Annotated in this window: 17 protein-coding genes and 1 pseudogene; 6 read left to right on the forward strand and 12 right to left on the reverse strand. The window is 50.2% G+C overall.

Annotated elements, in window-relative coordinates:
- Window positions 1-189 precede the first annotated feature (189 nt).
- Genes KGP21_RS14315 through kch form a run of 3 tightly spaced genes read left to right on the forward strand, consistent with a single transcriptional unit; the run spans window position 190 to window position 3,994 of the window.
- Window positions 190-2,616, forward strand: coding sequence for a DUF3772 domain-containing protein (locus KGP21_RS14315; protein ID WP_223538470.1), 2,427 nt, complete (start codon window positions 190-192; stop codon window positions 2,614-2,616).
- 11 nt (window positions 2,617-2,627) lie between these two features.
- Window positions 2,628-2,771, forward strand: a complete 144-nt coding sequence (locus tag KGP21_RS14320) for a hypothetical protein (RefSeq protein ID WP_223538471.1) — start codon at window positions 2,628-2,630, stop codon at window positions 2,769-2,771.
- 38 nt (window positions 2,772-2,809) lie between these two features.
- Entirely contained in the window at window positions 2,810-3,994 is a 1,185-nt protein-coding gene (kch, locus tag KGP21_RS14325; protein ID WP_179247612.1) for a voltage-gated potassium channel protein, read from the forward strand.
- A gap of 43 nt (window positions 3,995-4,037) precedes the next feature.
- Here the strand turns inward: kch and KGP21_RS14330 are convergent, their stop codons facing one another.
- From KGP21_RS14330 to KGP21_RS14360, 7 genes are all read right to left on the reverse strand, one after another.
- Window positions 4,038-5,684: a UbiD family decarboxylase gene (locus KGP21_RS14330; protein ID WP_021806360.1), complete on the reverse strand. Its 1,647-nt coding sequence runs from the start codon at window positions 5,682-5,684 to the stop codon at window positions 4,038-4,040.
- Window positions 5,681-7,255: a GMC oxidoreductase gene (locus tag KGP21_RS14335; protein WP_223538472.1), complete on the reverse strand. Its 1,575-nt coding sequence runs from the start codon at window positions 7,253-7,255 to the stop codon at window positions 5,681-5,683. The genes KGP21_RS14330 and KGP21_RS14335 overlap by 4 nt, the downstream gene beginning before the upstream one ends.
- A 66-nt stretch (window positions 7,256-7,321) precedes the next feature.
- A complete protein-coding gene (locus tag KGP21_RS14340; RefSeq protein ID WP_059200788.1) occupies window positions 7,322-8,200 on the reverse strand; it encodes a hypothetical protein in 879 nt (292 codons plus the stop codon).
- An 11-nt stretch (window positions 8,201-8,211) separates the two neighbouring features.
- Window positions 8,212-9,852: a ferritin-like protein gene (locus KGP21_RS14345; protein ID WP_021806363.1), complete on the reverse strand. Its 1,641-nt coding sequence runs from the start codon at window positions 9,850-9,852 to the stop codon at window positions 8,212-8,214.
- 1 nt (window position 9,853) lies between these two features.
- Window positions 9,854-11,638, reverse strand: a complete 1,785-nt coding sequence (locus tag KGP21_RS14350; RefSeq protein WP_223538473.1) for a GMC family oxidoreductase — start codon at window positions 11,636-11,638, stop codon at window positions 9,854-9,856.
- A complete protein-coding gene (locus tag KGP21_RS14355) occupies window positions 11,625-13,460 on the reverse strand; it encodes a GMC family oxidoreductase (RefSeq protein WP_094981732.1) in 1,836 nt (611 codons plus the stop codon). The genes KGP21_RS14350 and KGP21_RS14355 overlap by 14 nt, the downstream gene beginning before the upstream one ends.
- Window positions 13,457-13,915: a hypothetical protein gene (locus KGP21_RS14360; RefSeq protein ID WP_209523013.1), complete on the reverse strand. Its 459-nt coding sequence runs from the start codon at window positions 13,913-13,915 to the stop codon at window positions 13,457-13,459. The genes KGP21_RS14355 and KGP21_RS14360 overlap by 4 nt, the downstream gene beginning before the upstream one ends.
- 828 nt (window positions 13,916-14,743) lie before the next feature.
- Between KGP21_RS14360 and KGP21_RS14365 the strand changes: the two genes are divergently transcribed.
- Together KGP21_RS14365 and KGP21_RS14370 are read left to right on the forward strand one after the other, a co-directional pair.
- Window positions 14,744-15,166: a DoxX family protein gene (locus KGP21_RS14365; RefSeq protein WP_223538474.1), complete on the forward strand. Its 423-nt coding sequence runs from the start codon at window positions 14,744-14,746 to the stop codon at window positions 15,164-15,166.
- A 446-nt stretch (window positions 15,167-15,612) separates the two neighbouring features.
- A pseudogene (locus KGP21_RS14370) lies at window positions 15,613-16,107 on the forward strand (fibronectin type III domain-containing protein); the annotation flags it as partial.
- Window positions 16,108-16,407: 300 nt separating this feature from the next.
- On the opposite strand, the gene KGP21_RS14375 reads toward KGP21_RS14370, so the two are convergent.
- The 5 genes from KGP21_RS14375 to KGP21_RS14395 form a co-directional block, all read right to left on the reverse strand.
- Window positions 16,408-17,211, reverse strand: a complete 804-nt coding sequence (locus KGP21_RS14375) for a hypothetical protein (RefSeq protein ID WP_223499501.1) — start codon at window positions 17,209-17,211, stop codon at window positions 16,408-16,410.
- Window positions 17,212-17,300: 89 nt separating this feature from the next.
- Window positions 17,301-17,912, reverse strand: coding sequence for a YkgJ family cysteine cluster protein (locus tag KGP21_RS14380; protein WP_223538475.1), 612 nt, complete (start codon window positions 17,910-17,912; stop codon window positions 17,301-17,303).
- Window positions 17,913-17,964: 52 nt separating this feature from the next.
- Entirely contained in the window at window positions 17,965-18,432 is a 468-nt protein-coding gene (locus KGP21_RS14385; RefSeq protein ID WP_223538476.1) for a hypothetical protein, read from the reverse strand.
- Between the two features lie 361 nt (window positions 18,433-18,793).
- Window positions 18,794-19,276, reverse strand: coding sequence for a hypothetical protein (locus tag KGP21_RS14390; RefSeq protein ID WP_223538477.1), 483 nt, complete (start codon window positions 19,274-19,276; stop codon window positions 18,794-18,796).
- A 27-nt stretch (window positions 19,277-19,303) separates the two neighbouring features.
- Window positions 19,304-19,564, reverse strand: coding sequence for a hypothetical protein (locus tag KGP21_RS14395; RefSeq protein ID WP_223538478.1), 261 nt, complete (start codon window positions 19,562-19,564; stop codon window positions 19,304-19,306).
- A gap of 1,234 nt (window positions 19,565-20,798) precedes the next feature.
- On the opposite strand from KGP21_RS14395, the gene KGP21_RS14400 reads away from it, so the two are divergent.
- Entirely contained in the window at window positions 20,799-21,227 is a 429-nt protein-coding gene (locus KGP21_RS14400) for a hypothetical protein (protein ID WP_223538479.1), read from the forward strand.
- Window position 21,228: the final 1 nt, after the last annotated feature.

The raw sequence follows: 21,228 nt of genomic DNA on the forward strand, positions 1-21,228 counted from the left end.
GCGCTATAGGGGGGTAAATAAGAGCAAGTGAGGCGTTAGCTAAAATTTCTACTAACCTTCTAGGATTAATGCGCTTTTTCACTGAATAGCTTGTTATTATACTCATCGCTTATTGTTGATCAGGCGCAGTGATATTCATCATTTCGCCTGTTGCGTTTATCGCCAACCCCATGCTGAGCATTCACCGTTATGATCAAGTCATTACAGATTTTCCTGTTCACCTTTTTGTTGTTCGGCTTACCGCTGGCCCCGTTAGCCAATGCAGCGCAGCAGAATGCGGCTGCGGTTGAACTCAGCCCGCAGGAAATAGCGGCCTCACTGAAAAGTTATCAAAAACAGCTGGATACGATTAAACAGCAGGTCTCAAAGGCGGGCTCTGATGGTCAGTTGAACAAGCTGTTTGACGCCACGCAGGTCTTGGCCACGGACGCAGAAAAGCTGACTACCGATCTGCAACCCATGCAGGTGAAGTTACAGGCACAGTTGGACGTGCTTGGCCCGCAGCCTGAACCTGGAGTAATGACCGAAACCGCCAGTGTGGTGCAACAACGCAATACGCTCAATAATGCCAAAAAACAGTTGGACGATGCCGTAAAACGCTCGCAAGCCATCAGAACGGGGGCGCTCGACTTAGGGCAACAAATTACCGATCTGCGCCGCGTGGCCTTCAAATCCCAGTTGGCGTTGAATACCGGCAGTATTCTTAGTTCGCAATTCTGGTTACCAGAGTCTTCTTCACAGGTTGAGGATTTAGCTCGTCTTAATGACTTTAAGCAGCAACTGGAGCAAACCCTGGAAGCCAGTTGGCAAGACGAATGGCGCTACGGGACGATAGCTTTACTGATCCTGGCTGCGGCTTGCTGGTCTCTCGGGCGTTATTTCGTGGAGCAGTTTTTTGCCTGGGTGTGTATCCGCTATTTACCCGACGGCCGCTTGCGCCGCAGTTTTATGGCATTAATGACCGTGCTGATCACGCTGTTTGCCACCACGCTGGCGCTAAATCTGCTGATTTCTGCGTTTGCTCGTGTTCAGCCGCTAACGTCTCAGGTTCAGGATTTCGCTGATGGTTTTATGCAGTTGGGGATTTTCTGCGCGCTGATCGCGGGATTAGGCAGGGCGTATCTTTCGCTGAGCCGCCCATCATGGCGTCTGGCGCAGATGGATGACGCCATTGCGAGCGGCATGCGTTTCCTGTCGCCGTTATTGGCCGGATTGGCCATGGCTTTTGGCACCGTGGAACTGGTTAATAACGTGATTGGTGCCAGTCTTGGCAGCACGGTGCTAGGTAATGGTCTGGCTACCGCATTGATGGCATTAATCTTGTTCGCAATACCGGTTCGGGCACGCCGTATCCGCTATAAGCTAGAGCAGCAGGGGATGCATCTGGAAAAACGCTCGGTGATTGCCGGGATAGTCCATATCGTTATTGTGGTATCGGCAACCGTGATCCTGTTATCACTGTTGATTGGCTATGTGGCTTTCGCTCGCTTCCTGACCTATCAGTTGATTTGGGGGGCACTGGTACTGATGGCGTTCTATTTCCTGGTGATCTTTGCTACCGATTTCTGTACGGCCATCTTTTCCCCCCAAACTGCCAGCGGGCGGGCACTGAAAAAATCGCTCCATTTTAAAGATCGTCATCTTGAGCAACTGACCGTCATCTTCACGGCGTTGTCCAAATGTTCTTTGATATTGTTGATGATTGTTGCCCTGATCAATGGCTCTTTTGGCACCACCACGCCCAACTCCTTGTTGCAAAAGATTGTTGCCATCCTGAGCGGCGAAGGCCTGAAGCGGCTGAATATCGTGCCAAGCAACCTGCTCAATGCGGTGGTTTGCCTGGCGATCGGTATCTATGTTCTGCGGGTCACGCAACGTTGGTTAAGCCATGAGCTGCTGCCAAAAACCATCAGTGATATCGGTATCCGCGCCTCGCTGGTTACCTTGTTCAGCAACGTCGGCTATGTGCTGCTGATCCTGATCACGCTGGCGACGTTGGGTATCCAGTGGAATAACCTGGCCTGGATCGTGAGTGCGCTATCGGTAGGTATCGGTTTTGGCCTGCAGGAAATCGTGAAGAACTTTATCTCTGGCCTGATCCTGTTAACTGAGCGCCCGGTTAAGGTCGGGGATATGATCGGTATCGGCGGGGTTGAAGGGGATGTACGGCGCATCAATGTACGCGCCACCGAGATCCAACTGAGCGATCGCTCGACCATGATAGTGCCTAACTCTCAGCTAATCTCGCAGAACGTGCGTAACGCCACCATGGGGAATGCTCAAGGGGTGGTCACCGTCGCGCTGACTTTCCCCACCGATATCGATCCCGAGCAGGTACGCAACGTGTTGTTGAGTGCCTACCATGAACACGAATCCATTCTGGAAACGCCTGCCCCGTACGTTCGTTTCAGCCAGCTCGGCCCAGACGGGATTATCCTCAGCGTGACAGGTTACGTTGCCAGCCCACGCATGGTCGGCTCTACCAAGAGCGATCTGCTGTTCAATATTTTGAAGCTCCTGCGTGCTCATAACGTCAACCTGTCCAGCCCGAAAGAGGTGGTGTTTATGAAGCAACGGGCAAAAAGTCTGGTTGATGAAGAAGAACATTCATCCTGATGAGTAACTCAATGGCCGATAACATCATCGGTATCTATCAACGGCATGCCGGGGCGTTTGAGCAGAAACGGTCAACCACGCTGTTTGAGCAACCCTGGTTGGAGCTGTTCTTGTGCCTGTTACCCAACAACGGACGGATCGTCCACTATAAATAGGCCATCGGCCAAGTCATGGTGTTGAAATGATGAAAGTTATGAAAATCGTGAGAGTAATAGAAAAATACGTACCACCCACGTTTATCCTGGCGTTGATGGTTGCGCATAATGGGTACTTGGTACTCAGCCCGATCCTGTGGCATGGGCTGCAACATTCTCAAGATTTTGTGGAAAATTTCAGTTCCTGGCAACAGGCGCTGGGCTTTCTTGATGCGATGGATATTCCCCGCTTTATGATTGGCACCGTGCTGTTCTTTATGGCGGGTATGTTGCTGTTAAGGACGCGTATTGCCTGGTTTTTCTCGTTACTGCTGCTCAGCTGCATCGTCATCGTTGATATCGCTATCTATAAGCAAATCACAGTGTTGGCAGGGTATTCACTGGTTACCCTATTGGGAATGATCATCTACTGGCGCCGTTTCGACCAACGTAAGCTGGCGAGTACCAGTTTTTTTGCCGTCACCAGCATAGCCTCATTGATTGTCTACAGCATGTTAGGAACGCTGTACATTGGCGATCAATTCACCCCCGCGGTCACCGACTTACCTACGGCGTTTTATTTTGCTGTGGTCTGCATGTCTACTGTCGGCTTTGGCGATATCATTCCGCATACCACTGCTGCGCGAATGTTCACTCTCACGGTGATTATCTTTGGCATTACGGTTTTTGCCGCTTCTCTGGCCTCGGTTGCTGGCGTGCTAATCAGTCAAAATCTTCAACGTATTATCAAAGGGCGGTTCTCTCACATGGTTCGCAAAAATCACTATATTATTGTTGGTACCTCTTCATTGGCACAAAATGTCTATCAGGGATTGATTGAAAGCGGCGGTAACGTGACCATTGTTTGCGAGCCAGGCAATAAGCAACATTACCCTGACCATGCGGATGTGGTTGAAGGCGATCCTTCCGCCGTTGCGACGCTGGCATTAGCCGGGGCAGAAAAGGCGAAATACATTGTTGCCTTGACCGAAAGCGATGCGGTTAACGCTTTTATCATATTGGCAGCCAAAGAGGTGGGTGCGGCAGACACCAAAACCATCACGTTGGTCAACGAAAGCCAGAATATGAACAAGATCAAACGCGTCAAACCCGATGCCGTACTCTCACTGCAACTGTTAGGTAGTGAGTTGCTGGTGCGATCGCTCAATGGTGAGGTGGTTAATCACGATCTCAATATTGATGCGTTTTTCAGCAACGGTGAGAGTGATAACAAGGGCAGGTAATCGGGTTGTTCCCGCACCGTCGAAACGGTGCGGGGACGGTTTTTTAGCGATCAAATCCCCATTCAGACCATTTGCTTTTGATTTTCTCCTGCAGCGGCAGCGGATAATTGGTGGCAAAGCTCAATACCTGCTCCAACGGCTGGTTAACCTGCTGCTGGATCTGCAGGCAACTGTAGGCCACCAAGCCGCCGCGCCCGCGTAGTTTGGTGGCTACATCCAGGTAAATCTGTAACCCGGTACCGTCGGAGTCATATTGCGGATAGTGAAACACGCCTTGCACCGGGTTATTGCGTGTGGCCAATGCCCAGGTCACTTTGTTGCTGTCATCAGGAGGAATATCTTCGCCTACGATGATCAGCTTGGCGGTGGTTTTACCAATATGGTTGGTCCAGAACACCTCGGCAATCTTGTCGATAAAGGCTTTGACCGTCATGCCGGTGATTTTATGCCAGTCGTCACGTACCCGGATCACCAGCCAGTGGGAAGAGGCCTCCAGCGGGCTGAAACAGTCGATGATCGGCAGACCGGACTTTTCAAAATACACTCTGGCGGTGGCGGATAAACAGAAGCAGCCGAGCATCAGCGTAGAGTCGATCGGAACACCCGGAATGCAGATCGGCAAGATAGCCTCATCGCGGAAGGTGACACAGGTGATTTTCGCCAGTGGTTTCAGGCTGGACTGGTTGGAAAGGTAGCCGGGGAACTCGCCAAACGGGCCTTCAGCCACGGATTTATCCGCGCTGACATAGCCTTCGATGATGATTTCACATTCGGCAGGTACCAGCACATCGCAGGTTTCCGCTTTCACCATCTCGATGCCGTGGCCAAGGAACGCCGAAGCATAGTTGTATTCATCATGCCAGGCAGGCGGAGCCGCAGAAAGCAGCATGGTGACCGCCGGGGGTACCCCAAGGGCAATCACAAACGGACAGTCTTTCCCCTGGGCCGTCCACATATTGTAGATCATGCCGTTATGCTGGAAAGGCAGCCACAGGCCGACAATATTGTTCTTCGAATAATGCGGGCCATTGCCGTGTGCTACACCGACCGAACTGGCGTGAGGCGGTTTTGGCGTTGGGTTATTCTGCGGCCGTGAACCGGCGATCATCGCCCGGCTGAAGGACCAATTGGTCCAGGCGTCCTTATCTACCGTGTATGCGTCCTCCGGGACAGGTTCACCCGGTGGAGTACGCACCATGATGGCTCCGGCTGTCTGGAAATAGCGGCCACCGTCGCCGTCGTGCAGGATAGGGGCCGGGATTTTGGTCATATCCACCTGATCGCCCACCCATTTGTTTTGCTTGCACGGGGCAGTAGCCGGATCGACCATCACTGGCGGATGTGGCTCCTGACCGATGGCATCCAGAAAGGCATCCTGGATCTCCAGCAACTGGGCATCGTCCGGCAAACCGAGCATCAGCGCCAGACGCTGCCAGCGTTTACCCGGCACGCGGCTGACCGTCGGGCCCATTTCTGCTGCCCGAAAACCGGGTGCGCCCTTCACCTTGCTAAACAGCGGCATCGGGCTTTCCGTTTCGCAGGCGTGGCGCAGAATGGCACCGATCTCCAGATACCAATCCACCTCGTCAGGTATCGCCACCACCTCTCCCTTGCTGGCCAATAGTTCCAGATAGGCGCGGTAGGATTTGGGGACTTTCTGCACATCAATTTTCAGTTTACGTCGCTTCATTGATTTTGATCCTGATGTGGGCCACTGAGTTCATCGGCCAGGGCGAAAGACTGGGCTACGCCGGTCAGCGTTGGGTTCCATGAGCCTGGGCGGGGGAACAACATGCTGCCCAGCCCATATACGTTCGGGTAACGGTGCATCTGACCGTTGAGGGCGGTGACCGAGGTGGCCGGATCATCCCCCATCCATAAGGTGCCAGCTTCGTGCACCAATCCCTGATTGCGAATATTGTCTGGCGGTGAAGGTTCCCAGGTGAAGCTGCCGTCCGGATTATTGTGCTGGTACTCCAGAGGGGCATCTCCGGCAAGAGCGTACATCACGTCATAGGTGGTTTTATCCATTGCATCCCAGAACTGACGGTCGGTTTCCTTCATCTGGATATACACCTCGGCCTCGCCCAGCGGGTTGGTCGTGACGTAATTCCACGAGTTTGCCGAGCGTTCCCCGAGGAATTCCCCCATCGAATGCAGCATGATCACCACGTAGTCAGGATCCTGATAGGTGGCAACGGCTTCTGGTGAAGAAGCATCTGGCAGAATGCGATACAGCACGTCGTAGCTTTCTGCGGGTTGCGGGTTATGGACCACGCTGATGTGGGTGTGCATCAGGCGGTTGGTGGTTTTATCGATGCCGGGCAGGTAATAGGCCACGGTTTGCAACTGGTTGGTCAATGCCGGCAGGCTGCTGGCGGGGATACGGGCGGCCAGCCAGGAACGGATATGACCACACAGGTTTTTCCCCACCAGTTTATCGTCAGGGAAAGACTTGGTGAGGATAAACCCGGCTTCCAGCGTGTTGCAGGCCAAAATCACTTTGGCGTTGCCGACGCTTAGTGACCCTTCTTTAGTGATGATTTCGGTGACAATGTCACTTTCTGCAATCAGTTTTTCCACTTCGGCATTGACCACAACCTTGAGTGAGGCGTAAGCCTGCACATCATTCACCAGTACTGAAATGGGCGAGAACTTGGCCCAATCCTCTGGTGCCACTCCCTGGCCAGTTGCCATGGCCGAGTCCAAAGCGCTCGGGCTTGGCTGCGGCTTGGCTCCGCTGATATTGGCCAACTGCGAGAACAGGCGCTCACCCATAAAGCGATTCAGTGACTGGTTGCGATTGCCGGGGATGTCCAGGGAGTAGCGCCTCCCCATAAATTCGCCGGTGGGATACCACTGATTATCCAGACGCTCGATCGCCTGCGGTGGCCAGTCCGGCATTTCGCTGCTATCGGGTTGCGGTGTCCAGGCGTTCCAAAACAGCGCGCGGCCGCCGACATAAGGGATCTGCGGCATAAAGTTGAGGCTGAATTTCATATCGGCAGAGCCATGGTAGGTCCATGGCCGGATACCCACGCTGGTGTTGAGTTTGATGTAGGCCGGTGGAATGTTCTGAATATGGTCGGGGATCAGGTAATCGCCTTTCTCCAGCACCAGAATGCGGGCCTGGGGATTATGTTGCAGCACCCGGTGGGTAAAGCTGGTGCCATAGGCACCGCCACCAATCACGATATAGTCAAAAGACTGCCCCTTGATCTGGGCAAAGCGGGAAAAGTAGATATTGTCGACTTCACTCATAGTTGGCTCCCGGAACGTGACATGCGAAAAATCATCCCCGCCCCGAACCGGCGGCGGGGCAAACGGCTATGGGTAATAGGCGCGGCTTTGAATGGCCGCCGGGGCTGAGTTGAGGGTTTGTACCGCCACGGGAGCGCAACCACCGATCAACTGCTCCAGATCTTTACGCATGGGGTGGCTGCTGGTCCCCAGCACCAGTTTTACTGCCTCACCGTGGCCGCCGTTGAGGAAATAGGTATCCATCGCCTGCAGGATGTTCCAGCGGCAACCGATCAGTTTGTTGTCGTGAACGCCATATTCGGTAATCGGCGAGATGTTGCCCGGGATCGACTTGATGCCCAAGGTGTTGACGATGCAGGTGAAGATTGCGGTGTTGGCATCCTTGGGGTCGTCCACCCGGAAGCCCCAGGTTTCTACCCACTCGGGTTGATAGACCGCAGAGTTGGTCCGCACCGGATTTTGCGAGGCCAAATTGACCTTGAAAGTGGTCTGGAATTTAGGCTCGCCAAACAGCTGCTCACCGGCGGCGATGGCGATGGGGGCATCGCAAGGCACCCAGACGCGATGATTGCCGTACAGCTTGGTTTGATCGCCGTCCTGGATAAACTCCTGATAGCCAATCGGGGCCAATTGGTCTTTACGGTGCTCAGGATAGGCGACAATGTTGAGCTCCAGCTCCTGGGTGATCGCCGCACCGCTGCTGCCCCATTGCTCCGGCGGGGTATTGAGGCCAGAGGCAAACTGTCCGGCATACAATTGGAAGTTAAAGCTCACCATCGCCTTGTCGCCAAACCGCGCCGGGCTAAGCCCGGTTCCCTGCAAATAAGGTTCCACACGGCTCAATGGCACCAGATAATACACGCCAACGTTGGTCAGTGAGGCGTAGTAGAACGGCATGGTGAACGGCGACGGGATGCTGGGTAAATCATTTTGCTGATTAGACATGTGCGTGGTTCCTACTGTTGTTGGGATTGAGGTTTGGCCGAGTGTGGGCAAGCCGCCGGTACCGGATAAGGCGCGGCCTTCAGCGCCGAAAGAATGTTCAGTGGGTTGAAGTACTGACGCATCAGGGTGATTTGATGCTGTTCATTGAATTGATAACGGATCGCCCAGTCGTAGCGATAGGGCACGCGGCCGCATTTGGTCGTGCCTTGTTCTCCTCCGTAGGACATGGCCTGATCGCCGCTGAAGAAGGATTTCTCGACGCCCGCGCTGCCAAAATTCACCGTTGCACCAAGCAGCGTCCAAAAACGGGTAAACCCCTCGTGGCCGTAAAACACGCCCAGATAGGGGCATTCGCTGGGGCCGGAGATATCCCAGATCACCTCGTCACTCATGCAGGAGAGAGCCAACTGCAGGTTACCGGTGGAATAGGCTTGCTGTAGTTGATCCAGGGTAGCCTCATTGCTGGCAGTGGCATCTGCACTGGCATCAGCACTGTCGGTTAAGGTTACGGCTGCGGTGGCCGGAGCAGCCATCAACACCTGTTTACCCAGCGGCTGGTGGTTAGCCACGGTGTACTCAAACGTGGGGGCGCAGTGAAATAACTCCTTGCCGGGGAACGGGTTGGCGGTTATGGCGCGGAAATCATCCCGCAGCGCACACATCGCCACCACGGCGGCCATCAACTTGTCTGGGGCACCAGTAAATGCAGTTTGCAGATCGCCGAGTAACTGACAATAACGCTGGTTAAACCGGATGATGGCGTCACGAACTTCACCGGGTGGATAATCACTGACCTTGGCATTGCTGTCGATCAGCACGCTTTTGTTCCACGGCACCGGGAAGGGGTCGCCGGTAGGGCCACTGGCCACGGTATCGCCTTTTTGATACAGCCGTTCATTGTAGATCTGGCTAAAACGGAAATAGTGGGCCAACTCATCTTCATCCACGACCCAGATATCGTTTTCTGTACCTTCGCCCTGATCGGTGATCAGTTTCATGGCGGCTACCGCGGATTTCAGATCGCTCACTTTCAGTACGTTGCCCCCGCCGCCGTAGTAGAAAACATCCGGCGGGATCTGGCGCTGCGGATCGCCGCAGAAAATCGCCCGTTCTCCATGGGTTTCCACCGCTGCCCGCAGCCGCGATTCGATGTAAAGATAAAACTCACCGATGGTCATATCGCTGGGGACTTCATTGGCGATGGCGCGCGGGCGGACATCTTTCGGATGCTCGATCACCATGCCCTGGAAGATGCCGTTTTTGGAGAAGCCGTACAGATTCACTTCAATATCATCAATATCGTAAGGCAGCCGCGCTGGATAGCTGGGCAGGAAATCGGGCGAATCGACTGCGGGTGTCCCGCCGATGGCGTTGAGCAGGTTGGCCGTCAGGGTGAAGTGCAGCATTTCCTCCACCACCACCGAACGCAGGGTTTCGATGATGCGCCAGTCAACGTCGTCATCCAGGGTATAGAGCATCGTCAGATAGGGGGGAATGGTTGCATGCTCCAACTGCATGGCGTTTTGCAGCAGATTGCGCAGTTCGGTCAGATCCTGCGCCAGGCTTTTTTCGTCGGCAAACTGCACATAGCCGAGTTGGGCAAACGAGGTTTCAGCAAGCTGGAAGGTCTTGGCTTTTGCGGTCATGTTCATATCAATGTTTCCGTCCGAGTATATGGTCGGCAGTGGCGAAGGTCAGGGCCGTCATGGTGAGCGTGGGATTTGAGGTGCCCAGCGTTGGCATGCTGCCGCAGCCAATAACGTAAAGGTTGGGGTGATCCCAGCTTTGCTGGTGCCGGTTGACTACCGAATTCTCTGGCCGCGTTCCCATCCGGTGGGTGCCTGCAATATGGCCAACGCCCGCCCAGATGTAACCGTTACCTTGCCAGGTGAAATAACCGGGGTTGTCCGACTGGTAGTGGGTAAAATCCTTGATACCCAGTTGGCTGAACAGGCTGCTGGCCACTTCGCGGCCAAACGCCATGCCGCCTTGGCTATAGTCGTCCACGTTGTAGTGGATCACTGGCCGGTAATTACCGAGCGGATCACGCCAGCGATCGTCGATGGTGACGCGATTGGCGGCATCCGGCAGCTGTTCGGTCATCATGTCCAGGCGGATTTGCCGGGGCAGTACCTGCCCAAGCTGTTGGCGTAACGCCTTGCCATACAATCGCTCGTCATCCACCATATCCAGCGTGCTGTCCACCGGTTCGTTGCGTGGCCAGCTCCAGCCCCAGTTGCCGATCTCCAGCACAAAGGCGGCGCGATCGCGGCGGAATTCGCCACCCCGGTAGTTCACCAGCGTTGACGTCAAACCCGGCCCACGAAATGCGCCTATCGTTTCCGGCGCTAATCCCCAAGACAAGATGGCGGGGTGATCCATCAGGTTACGTCCCAGCTCTCCGCTGGACTGACAGGCCTGTGATGCCTGTAATAACACGGCATTTTCGATAGCGTTGGCGGCCAGAATAAACAGCTCGCTGTGTAAGGTGATCGGCTCAAAGTCATGGCTGCTGTCGTTTTTCCACACCTTGCAGTCCAACGCGCTGATTTTCCCCGTTTCTGGCGAGATATGCAGACGAGAGGCAACCGCCTGGATCAGCAAATCAGCATCCGTTTCCACCAGGGTTTTTAACGCGTTGTAACGAGCCTGGATCGGGCAGATCGGAATACAGCTGGAGTTGCCCATGCAGCGGCGACCCACGGCCGGATTTCCCACCGCACCACGCGGGGTATAACCTGCATTGGGCACGCTGTTTCTGCCTTGCGGAATAGAGCGGATCTGGGCTTTGTCTGCCGTACCGGGTAATTCGGCCTGGGCCAATCCGGCGATCATCCAGCGATCCAGATAGCTCTGGGGGATCTTTTGCATCGGGTACTGATAGCCCTGCGCAAAATGGATGCCGTGGTATTGCTGATCCTGCACATCGGCGGAAACGCCAATTTCGAGTTCAGCGCGTTGATAATACGGCAGTAACTCTTCATAGCTCAGCGGCCAGTCCACGCCACGACCAAACAGCGTGGCCATGGCAAAATCCTCCGGCAGCATCCGTGGACAGCTGCCAAACCAGTGCAGCGAAGTGCCACCCAGCCGGCGGGTATAGTTACTTTCAAAGGGATAGGGCCCCATCTGCACGAAATACCCTTTGTGCGAAGGCTTACCGGGCGTGATGGGTTCAACGTCAGTCACTTCCGGCTGTGGTGCGTTAGGGGAATCGGGATAGGGTGCGTTAGGTGTTTTTGCCACGGCCTGCATAAAGGTTTGCACATGATCCAGGTGCTGGCCAAAGCTGTCGTTGCCCGTCCCGGCTTCGACGATCAGCACCCGGCGGCCAGCGCGGGTCAACTGCTTGGCCATGATACAACCGGCAAATCCTGAACCTACGATCACCGCATCATAGGGTTGGGCGGTGGCTTGCTGCCAATCAATCTGCCGCATGATGCCCCCCGTTCAGATCCTGCAGGATGTTGTGTGCAGCCCAACAGGTGAGCGCCGACATGGTTAACGTCGGGTTTGAGGTACCCATGTTGATCATGTTGCCGCAGCCCACCAGATAGAGGTTGGGATGCTCCCAGGTGCGCTGGTCCTTATTCACCACTGAGCTTTCTGGTGAATCGCCCATGCAGTGAGTTCCGGCAAAGTGCCCGGCACCGTTAAAGGTGAGAGTTCTGCCGTCTGGGCAGACGAAGGCTCCAGCATCCTCTTTTGAATAGGACGAGTAGTTTTTGATATCGGCCTGGTCGAAGATTTTCATCGACATATCGTAGGCGCTGGCGAAACCGGCTCGGGTATAGGGCGATAAATCGTAGTGAATGACCGGGCGGTAGTTACCCATTATGTCTAGATAATTCGGATCGATGGTGACGCGGTTATCGTACTCCGGCAGCTGTTCCACCAGGATGCCGAAGCGGAATTGACGTGAAACCTGGTCTTTGAGCCTTTGACGTAACTCTTTACCGTGCAGTTGCTCGTCGTCTACCAGAGTGATCACATCTTTCGATGGCGCCTGAGCTGGCCACAGCCAACCGTCGTTGCCCATTTCGAACCGATACGGTGCGTGGTGTTTACGGAAGCTGCCACCGCGCAGATCCTCGATGCCGGAGGTCGCTAATGGGCCACGTAGCGGCCACAATGGCGTTTTTTTGGTAAGCCCCCATGTCAACAGCTCTGGGTGATCCATCAGATGGCGGCCAACCAGATCGTTGCCTTTACAGGCACCGGAGGCCAGTAATAGCACCGCGTTGGCGACAGCGTGGGCGGCGAGCACATAGCGTTTGCCCTTCACCGTATGCAGGCTGTAGGAGTCATCGCCAGGATATCGATAGTGTTTGAACTGAACGCTGTTGATCGCCTTGCTGTGTGGGTCGATATCCAATTGGAACGCCACGCTCTGCAACACGATATCGAGCATTTCGTGGTTGGCGGTGTTCAGCGTTTTCAGTGCATTATATTTGGCCTGAATAGGGCAGATAGGCACGCAACTGGAGTTACCCATGCAACGGTGGCCCACTTTGTCGTTACCCACGGCACCTTTTGGGGTATAGCCCCGGCCCTGATCGTAATCACTATTGGGAACGCTATTGCGTGAGGCGGGCGTTCCGCGCACTTTCAGGGTGTAAGACTTGCCGTCATCTTCCACCTGCATGCCATCGATACGGCTGGCCAGTTGCTTGTCGCTCCAGCTCGCGGGCAGGCCGTGCATTGGATAAACATAGCCAGGTGGGAAGGTGACACCAAGGTAGGACTGTTCTTCCACATTGGCGGAAACCCCAAGCTCCAGCTCCGCCTTACGGTACCACGGCTCCAGCTCTTGATAATCGATCGGCCAATCGATACCCACGCCATACAGCGACTTCAGGCGAAAATCCTCTGGTAGCATGCGCAGCGAGGTGCCGAGCCAGTGCAGGGTGGTGCCACCGAGATAACGGGTGTAGGTCGAACTGAATGGCAGCGGCCCCCGCTGGACAAAGTAACCTTTATCGCTTGGCGTCTTGCTGACTTCGGTTTCCAGCGGTTCCGGGGCATTAGGATTGCTTGGGTAGGGCGCATTGGGGATTTTGATGGTGGCGGTATAAAAGGTGTTGAGGTAGTCCAGATAGCCTTGATAGTCCGTCCCCAATCCGGTACCGGCTTCGACAATCAGGCAGCGTTTTCCCGCCTGCGTCAGGGTTTTGGCAACGATGGCGCCGGAGATCCCACCCCCTACGATCACCACGTCGTACTCGGTTGTCTCTGCTTGTTCAGGAGTGATGATATTCATAGTTTCACCACTGTGGATGTGGTGACTGGCGGTTCAGACCAGGCACCAAAGCCTTGTTGTTTGGCACCCTGTGGATGGGCATGGATCGCATCCCACACCAAGCCCTGTTGATAGCTGTTAGCACTGGGGATCTGGGTATCATTCGGGTTGTCTGGCGAATACCACTGGCCTAGGTACCACAGTTTGATAATGCTACTCACCAACGTTGACAACTTTTCAGAACCCAGCAGTTGGGTTTCTACAAAGTAAGAGTGCTGTGCAGCATCTGCCGGGAGATCGCCGTACGTTGCCAACAACGTGGCAAAACGTTCTGCCGCGTGCGTTTGTACCCAGTCAAAATAAAAGGCTGCCTGACCCGTACCGAGTAACTCAAAGCGGTCGAAACCGGTTAATAAACGGGAAAGATCGATAAATTGCTGTAGTGCCGCATCGGATGCAAGTTGTTCATCGCTCATAAGGTGCTGCCTGTATGGGTTTTTATTATGGCGGCCTTAATACTGCCACCGGGAAAAATCAATAAAACAGGTTGCATTAGTCATTCTATTTATTGCTATGGATTAATAGGGCGTATTAATCCCTGAGCCTCCAGTAACGTGGATGTTCATGATTTTTGTTTTTTAGATGCACTAAAAATAACGCTATTGTAAAAACAATAACGGTAATTTGATGCATGTTAACCTTTTGAATTTAAATGAATAGCGTGTGCTGCGCGCAAGCAAGATCGCCGCTGGTGGCGAACAGTTACGTGAGGCTCACAAAGTTTACTTCCCGGGCTAATGATATTAGCGGTGAATTGCTATGCTAAATAAAATGAAATACACAGAGCGGGCCAGCATTGCGCAGGCGCGTGGTACCTCATTAAAATAAAAGCTCGTTCCGAATGTTACGGGTTAAAGTACGTGGTTAAGTTTTTTATTTCTCTTAATCCACCACATTCTTCAGAGTGTAATAAATATGGTATGAGAGGCCATATTCCGCAAGCTTAAGCATTAATAAAGTATTTAATGATATATAATCCCCACGATGGCGATATGTTTAGCTACCAAAAAACCAATGTCAGCATAAAATGCCAATTATTAACATTTGATCCCTATAGATAGAAAGATAATTCTTCTCATGCTTACTATAACGCCGCGATCTAAGGAGGCGGGCATGCAGGTGGCGTCGGTTTTTATGAAAGTTTATTTAATGTGTTAGATCAAGGTTTACTACGAATTTCGTTGTAAAAATGCAACTTAGGATTAGATTGATTGCGATTATCATTAACTCTCAATAGGTGCAACATGGTGAATTGGTTTAATCGTGTCATGGATCGTCCGGATCTGGGCAAACTGATACTGCGCTTGGCGTTCAGCATTATGATGATATTCCATGGGTGGCATAAACTGATCGGCGGCATCGATTATATCCAGGGATTGCTGACTCAACATGGGTTGCCAGGATTTATCGGTTACGGCGTTTTCGTCGGTGAGCTAGTAGCTCCACTGTTGATTATTTTGGGGATTTTTACCCGCCCGGCGGCGTTGGTGTTTGCATTTACCATGCTGGCGGCTTACCTGCTGATCGATCCCGGCAAGGCGCTGATGCTGACCAAGGTAGGGGCCTGGGGAGCAGAAGATATGGCGGTGTATTTCTTTGCCGGGCTGGCTATCGCCTTCCTTGGCAGCGGTCGCTATTCGGTAATGAAGGATCCGAACTGGCGCTGAGGTAGGCTAGCCGGTATCGCTAGGGCTCACTCCGTGGCATTCCAGTGCTGAATGCCACTTCAATATTTCTCTACATAGGTTTTTGGGGTGAGGGGACTCGCGCTATGTGATCCATTTTTGACACCTGTCACAAATCAATAAACCATAATGTCTATTTTAATAAAATGGCGTTTCTTTTATTTGGATTTAACAGTAAAAGAGTTAATATTCAATGCGCTGTATACCTATTAGCCTTTCAATCTGCGGGTTTTCGTTTGCCTTGCTCTAGTCGCTATAGACGCTATCTAAACTGAGCCGGCGGGGCGGTTTGCCGTTCAGCTGTTGTTTGCCTGCAACTTGCGATTCTTTGGGTACAGCAACCTTGACTGTTCTTCCAGTGATAAGGGATCCCCATGAGAATACAGCTCTCTCCTTCCTCTATAACGATTAAGACTATGTTTCTGTGTATGGCAACCAGTTTGATTGCAACCACTCCGCAGGTATCTGCCGCTCCACTAAATAAACAAGCACCGCAGCAATTGCATGTTCCAGCCCTGTCTGCTGACGACAGTAGCCTGATGTTGGTGTGGAAAGCGCCAGAAGATACCGGAGATATCGCTGACTATCTGGTTTATTCAGCAGGGAAACTGCTTGGTAAAGCCAGTGAAAACAACGATCGGTTTTCACCTGCCAAGCCTTACATCAATCATTTTTATGCGAATGACAAAGATAATTTTTCGCAGCGGATTGTGATCCAGAATTTCAAAGTAACGGATTTAAAGCCCGAGAGTCAGTATTCATTTACCGTTAAAGCGCTCTATGCCGATGGTACGCTATCAGACGCGAGCCAAAGCGTTACGGTAAAAACTACCCCGTTACCGACCGTGGTCAACATCACGGATTTTGGCGCTAAAGGGGATAGCACCACGTTAAATACTAAAGCGATTCAACGGGCGATTGATTTTACCATCCTGACCATTTTCCACTAACCATTTTATGGTTAATCAGCCTTATTGCCAGAATTCCTAGACTTACCTTTATTAAAGAGCCTCCGATGTCAGTAGATTGTCCAGATACCTCTAAAATTACGCTTAATATTATCCCACTCCAAAATAATATTGTGCTCCATAGATCTGAGTAATACTCGACCATTGCCGACAACCAAATTTCAAAACTAACATTTTCATTCATATTGCATTCTTCCTTTTTAAAGTTATGATCTTTTATCACAATGGATAATTTGATAATCATTTTAATGAGTTCTAACATTCATTCATGGCTAATTTACTTAACCACTGAATTGCCCCCGGAGTTCTTACCCAGGGCTTAAGATTATTATTTATATAATCAATCGCTTCGTCTAATGCACCCAATGTTATATATCCCGTAGTAGACTTGGGTTGCATACGACGCTTTGCTAGTAATCCTGGAATGTGCTTATTGGCGCTAATTGCAACTTTTGCAATATCATCTGCATCCGGCGATGAATTTCTGTAGGCGAGCAGGGCACGTGAGTACTGTAGGTAAGGCCGTATATCTCCTGAGTAATCGTCAAGTAACACGGCCAGCTCGTCCACCATTTCAAGCTCGATGTAATAACTCGCTAAGAGATGACGGATGCCCTGATTATCATTAGGGTTAAGGTGAAGCATTTCGCGGCAATGTGTCATGGCCGGGTAAAAATTACCAGCCTCCCACATTGCATCAGCTAAAGCGGCTTTGGCTCGCATATATGGCCGGGTTTCTCCAGCTCCCCAGAAACGCCCTGCGAATTCCTGGAAATCTTCGCCAAGTGCTATGGTGGCCGCGTACAAAGCCGTTTCGAGATAGCCAATTTTGGCTGTAGGTTGTTCTTTAGATATCTCACTATAGAATGAATATGCATCAGCACAAAGCGGGGACTTCCTGATCGCCTTTCTGATGAGCTTTAGCACGGCGTCAAGATCATCTATTTCCCAGGCATCAAACATAAACTCTTGAGCATCAGCCAAATCCTGATGTAACTGCTCAGGGCTTACTTCTTTAACGTATAAATCCACGCGCTTTTTGGTCGGAAATTTTATCATGTCAAACGTCCTTTTTAGATGCCGGTGTTTACCCGTCTACTTACCAAATGCTGATTTTAGCGCTTAGCACTTGCCCGAACAAGCATCCTTTAGGTTTTTATATTCTTCCATTCCTTAAGACTATTTTTATTATGAATCATTCTGTAGATACCCTGAATCAATTCATGGCCTTCATTATCTTTTTCAAGCTTATTTTGTACAAATATATGCTTGTTAACTCTCAGTGATTCTATGTGCGGATCTAATGGTATTGAAAAGGATTCATCAGATGGGTTGTCATACGATCTTTTGCAAATACTCTCTGAACGCGAGTGATAAGCTGCACATGATAGAGGACGAACAGGATAGATTGTACAGGAATTATTTACCAGAAATGGACATTTTACGTTAGTGTGATGGTGTTCTTTTAATGTCATTCCTCTTACATTCTCATATTGCTCATTAACTGATTCTATCAGAAGCTCTCTTTGGACTTTTGATACCTTTTCTGTAAGATATTTATAAATAGTCACCAACTCATAATCATAAGCTGAAACCCTCAAATAGCAACAATGCGCACAACTTTTACGACATGCAATGCTATGAGATTTACTTACAGCATCTACAATATCGGCCAGCAAGTTTTCGCTAAGCTCATAGATGGTCTTAGGATCTTTTTTTGCTTTTCTTAAAAGAGCTAAAATATGCTTCTCATTCGACATTTCAATACTCACTTAAAATTAAGTTGGCAACCCACGAGTATGGATATAATGATTACTTCGCTGCGGGAGTAAACCATGCCCGTTCGATTTCATCGTAGTATTCAGCTAAGTCACCGTCGCGTGCAGTCTCATTGCAAAAAAACATGCCTCTGAATATATCCTCTTGGACAGTCGTGTGAATTAAAGCATAGCCATTCATGGGATCAATGCAATACCTCTCTCCTCCATTTTGTTCCTTGATTTCAAATAATGCGAAGAGAGGCTCATCTTTACCGCGCATGGACTCCATTCCGTAACCCCTGGAGCAGGCCACCAACCAAAGACCATCAACGTCCGCAGGTCTACATTTATATTTATCATCAAACTGACTAATATATCTGTTTTGCAGCGCAGTATTTGCGTTGCTGACATACTCAGGAATAGGAATGCGATAAGTGATTTCTTCTTTATCATCACAGTCGCTTAGAAGTAGACTAAGGGAAATGATTAAGGCTGTTTTAATTACATGTAACTTATTCATATTCATCCATGTGATAGATTTATGATCCATCGTCAGATTGTAACGCAGATTTTAGCGCTTAGCACTTGCTCGTAACAAGCTTGGATCAGCCAGAACTGGATTGATGGCCCGCAATTGCTCCTGAATACGTACCCATGGCCATTTCTCCAGGCAGTTTCTTTTTTTACCCCCACAGTAAAAAGAAAGTTAACCCCCGAAAGACAACCATAGCGCAGACATTTGGATTGAGCCAGAATTAGACATTAGCATTGAGCCTCTACATCCTTGATGCGCATAATGTCAACGCGTTATGTTGAAAAAAGGCCGCTGCGAAAATATTCCCCGTAGCGGCCTTTTTAGCATAACGCCATTGTACGAACCACTAACTGTCTGCCCATCTTCCGTGAATTTTTATTATGTTCCTGTGTTTGGATGCTTGTTGGAAGTAGGTCGGATGTTCGCTCACTGCATCATTTATCACATGCCTATACTCTATTTTCATCTCATCATTATCAAAGTATTCTTTGATAATACAAAAGCACAATCTATCTATGCTGTTCAAATACATCTCAACGCATTGATTAAAGTATAGTGAAGCTGATGATATTTCATCCTGAGAACCTGTTTTTTGTAACTCTATAATATTGATCGATGCTTTTGCCAGTTCAATACGGCTACTATTCAGTTGACTCTCGACCTCAAGAAAAGTTCCTAGCCCACTGATTTTATTTGCTTTTACTGCCTCTTTGATTTGTTCAGTTAAATTACCAAGTTGTGATATAGCAACACCTAACATGATTAGCGCAATTATTGCCGAGAAAGAGTAGATAATTATTGATGCAATATTATATGTTTCTGTGCTCATCCTTGCTCATCCTTGCTCATCCTATGGTTATTTTTTTGTTTTCGCAGCTATAGCCGCTTTGGCTGCATATAGTAATTTATTTAAATCTCCAGAGTCTTGGCTATCCATACAGACAACTGGTTTGCTGGATAATTCCTTATAAAGTATCACCCAGAACTCATCTTTACTTTCTTGCTTTATATTAGAATTATCTAAAACCCTCTCTGCCTCTTTAATTATTTCCTTGTAATTATCTTGGTTGTTATATATTTTTATGGCGATTTTTTTTGCATATTCAGTAACTGTCATTTTTTCATCCTTTTATTAACATTAAATTGCCATTCGCTTTTCTGGGTCATCATTTTTCCGCGAAGCGGTTCGGGGTTCTGTGACACCCGAACTTCGGTATGATAAGCCATACTAATGCTAAGGGCAACTCTGGATCATGACAGTTTTGCTATTGTAGCACTGAGTGAAGAACAGAAACGACGAAGAGGCTTGAACGAGTCATCACAGACATACATTTTGGTGAAATCTGCACGGTTAGTGTAGCCATACCATTTCAGATTTCACGTAGCGCGATCAATAAGGCAGGGGGTTTTGACCTGTTGATGAGGTAAAAATGATCAACAGGTTGGTTTTAGGTATCTGCTTGGCCATAGTGTTAACGTGAAGATTGCGAAAACGAAATCCTACCCGCTCATCATATTTCATGGCACGAGATCAAGGACTGGAAGATATCTTACGAGAAGATTTTGAGGATCTAAATGCTCTGGCAGAGGAAGTTATGTTTTTGTTGGTTAGACTTCTTAGATGGAAAGCTTATCTTTGCGGCTCGTGATGATGGGATGATGGCCAGGCTTGGCAAAGGTCGAGACAGTTGGGCACTCGAACAACCAGACATTGTTCCAATGATTTCGCGTGGTCGTAGAATCTAGGGATGGGTGCGAGCAGGAGCGTCAACTCAACCAACTGCTAATGAAGAACAAGCTTTGTCGGTTGCATCAGCGGATTCATATTGAAAGTGGTGAAGCATCGGCGCTAAGTCAGCCAACTTTTCAGCATAAAGGGTCTTTTTGCGATGTAATCTCTATTTCGATAAGAGGATCGATGCTAAAAGTGTCAGGTAATCCATCGCGATGGGGAAGGGTAGATAACCTTTTTGGGCTTAAATCTATTGATGCATGCGTAGATGTCTATAATCAGATTGTTTCTTCCCTCGGCCTACCTATTTTCACGCGCTGTACTCGTTTAATGCCACGCCAGGGGAAAGAGAATGAGTCAATTTCACTTTTCTCTGATGGCGGTATCATTCGTGAAATACACATCACATCAAACATAATGACTTCGCCGTTCTGCGGGATAAGCAAAGAGGGACAAATTTATGGTAGCTCATTATGTCTAAACCCCGACAAATTAAGGAATGCGTTTTTAGGCCTAGCCGGTGCTCTAAACGTTATGTAGAAAAGACGCCTGCGATGAAAACCATTTTCTCAGCTGCGTCAATCGGCACAGCTGTACCTGAAATCTGTTAGGAGGGAGAATGCAATATTTAAAGCCGCAACAGACTCAGCACGTATTTGCAAAATCATGTGACCGTTGTGGTCATCGCTCTGAAGAGAACGACATTGAGTTTAATGAGTTTTTGTCCATCGACCGCAAGGCTGGTTATGGATCGGTTTTTGCTGATGGTCACCAGTCTGTGTCAGCATTGTGTAGCTGCCGTTCTGGGGGAATGGAGCCGCTCCTGAAAACTGACTGCTTTAGAAGCGTTGTTGCATCAGGACAAACCATGGCCGCAGAACCTCAGATTTCACGTACCGTTACCAAGGTGCGTATAATGTATATTATGTTAAATTGCATTGGTAATTACGCACCGGGTTATCCCGCTATGTTTATCTCACCTCACCTTCACGCTTTGTCTGCTTGGTTTTCTAGAAGTTGGTTCATGGGTGGCGATTATTCGAGTTGAT

The organism is Serratia sp. JSRIV004 (genome assembly GCF_019968705.1).
GTDB lineage: Bacteria > Pseudomonadota > Gammaproteobacteria > Enterobacterales > Enterobacteriaceae > Chania > Chania fonticola_B.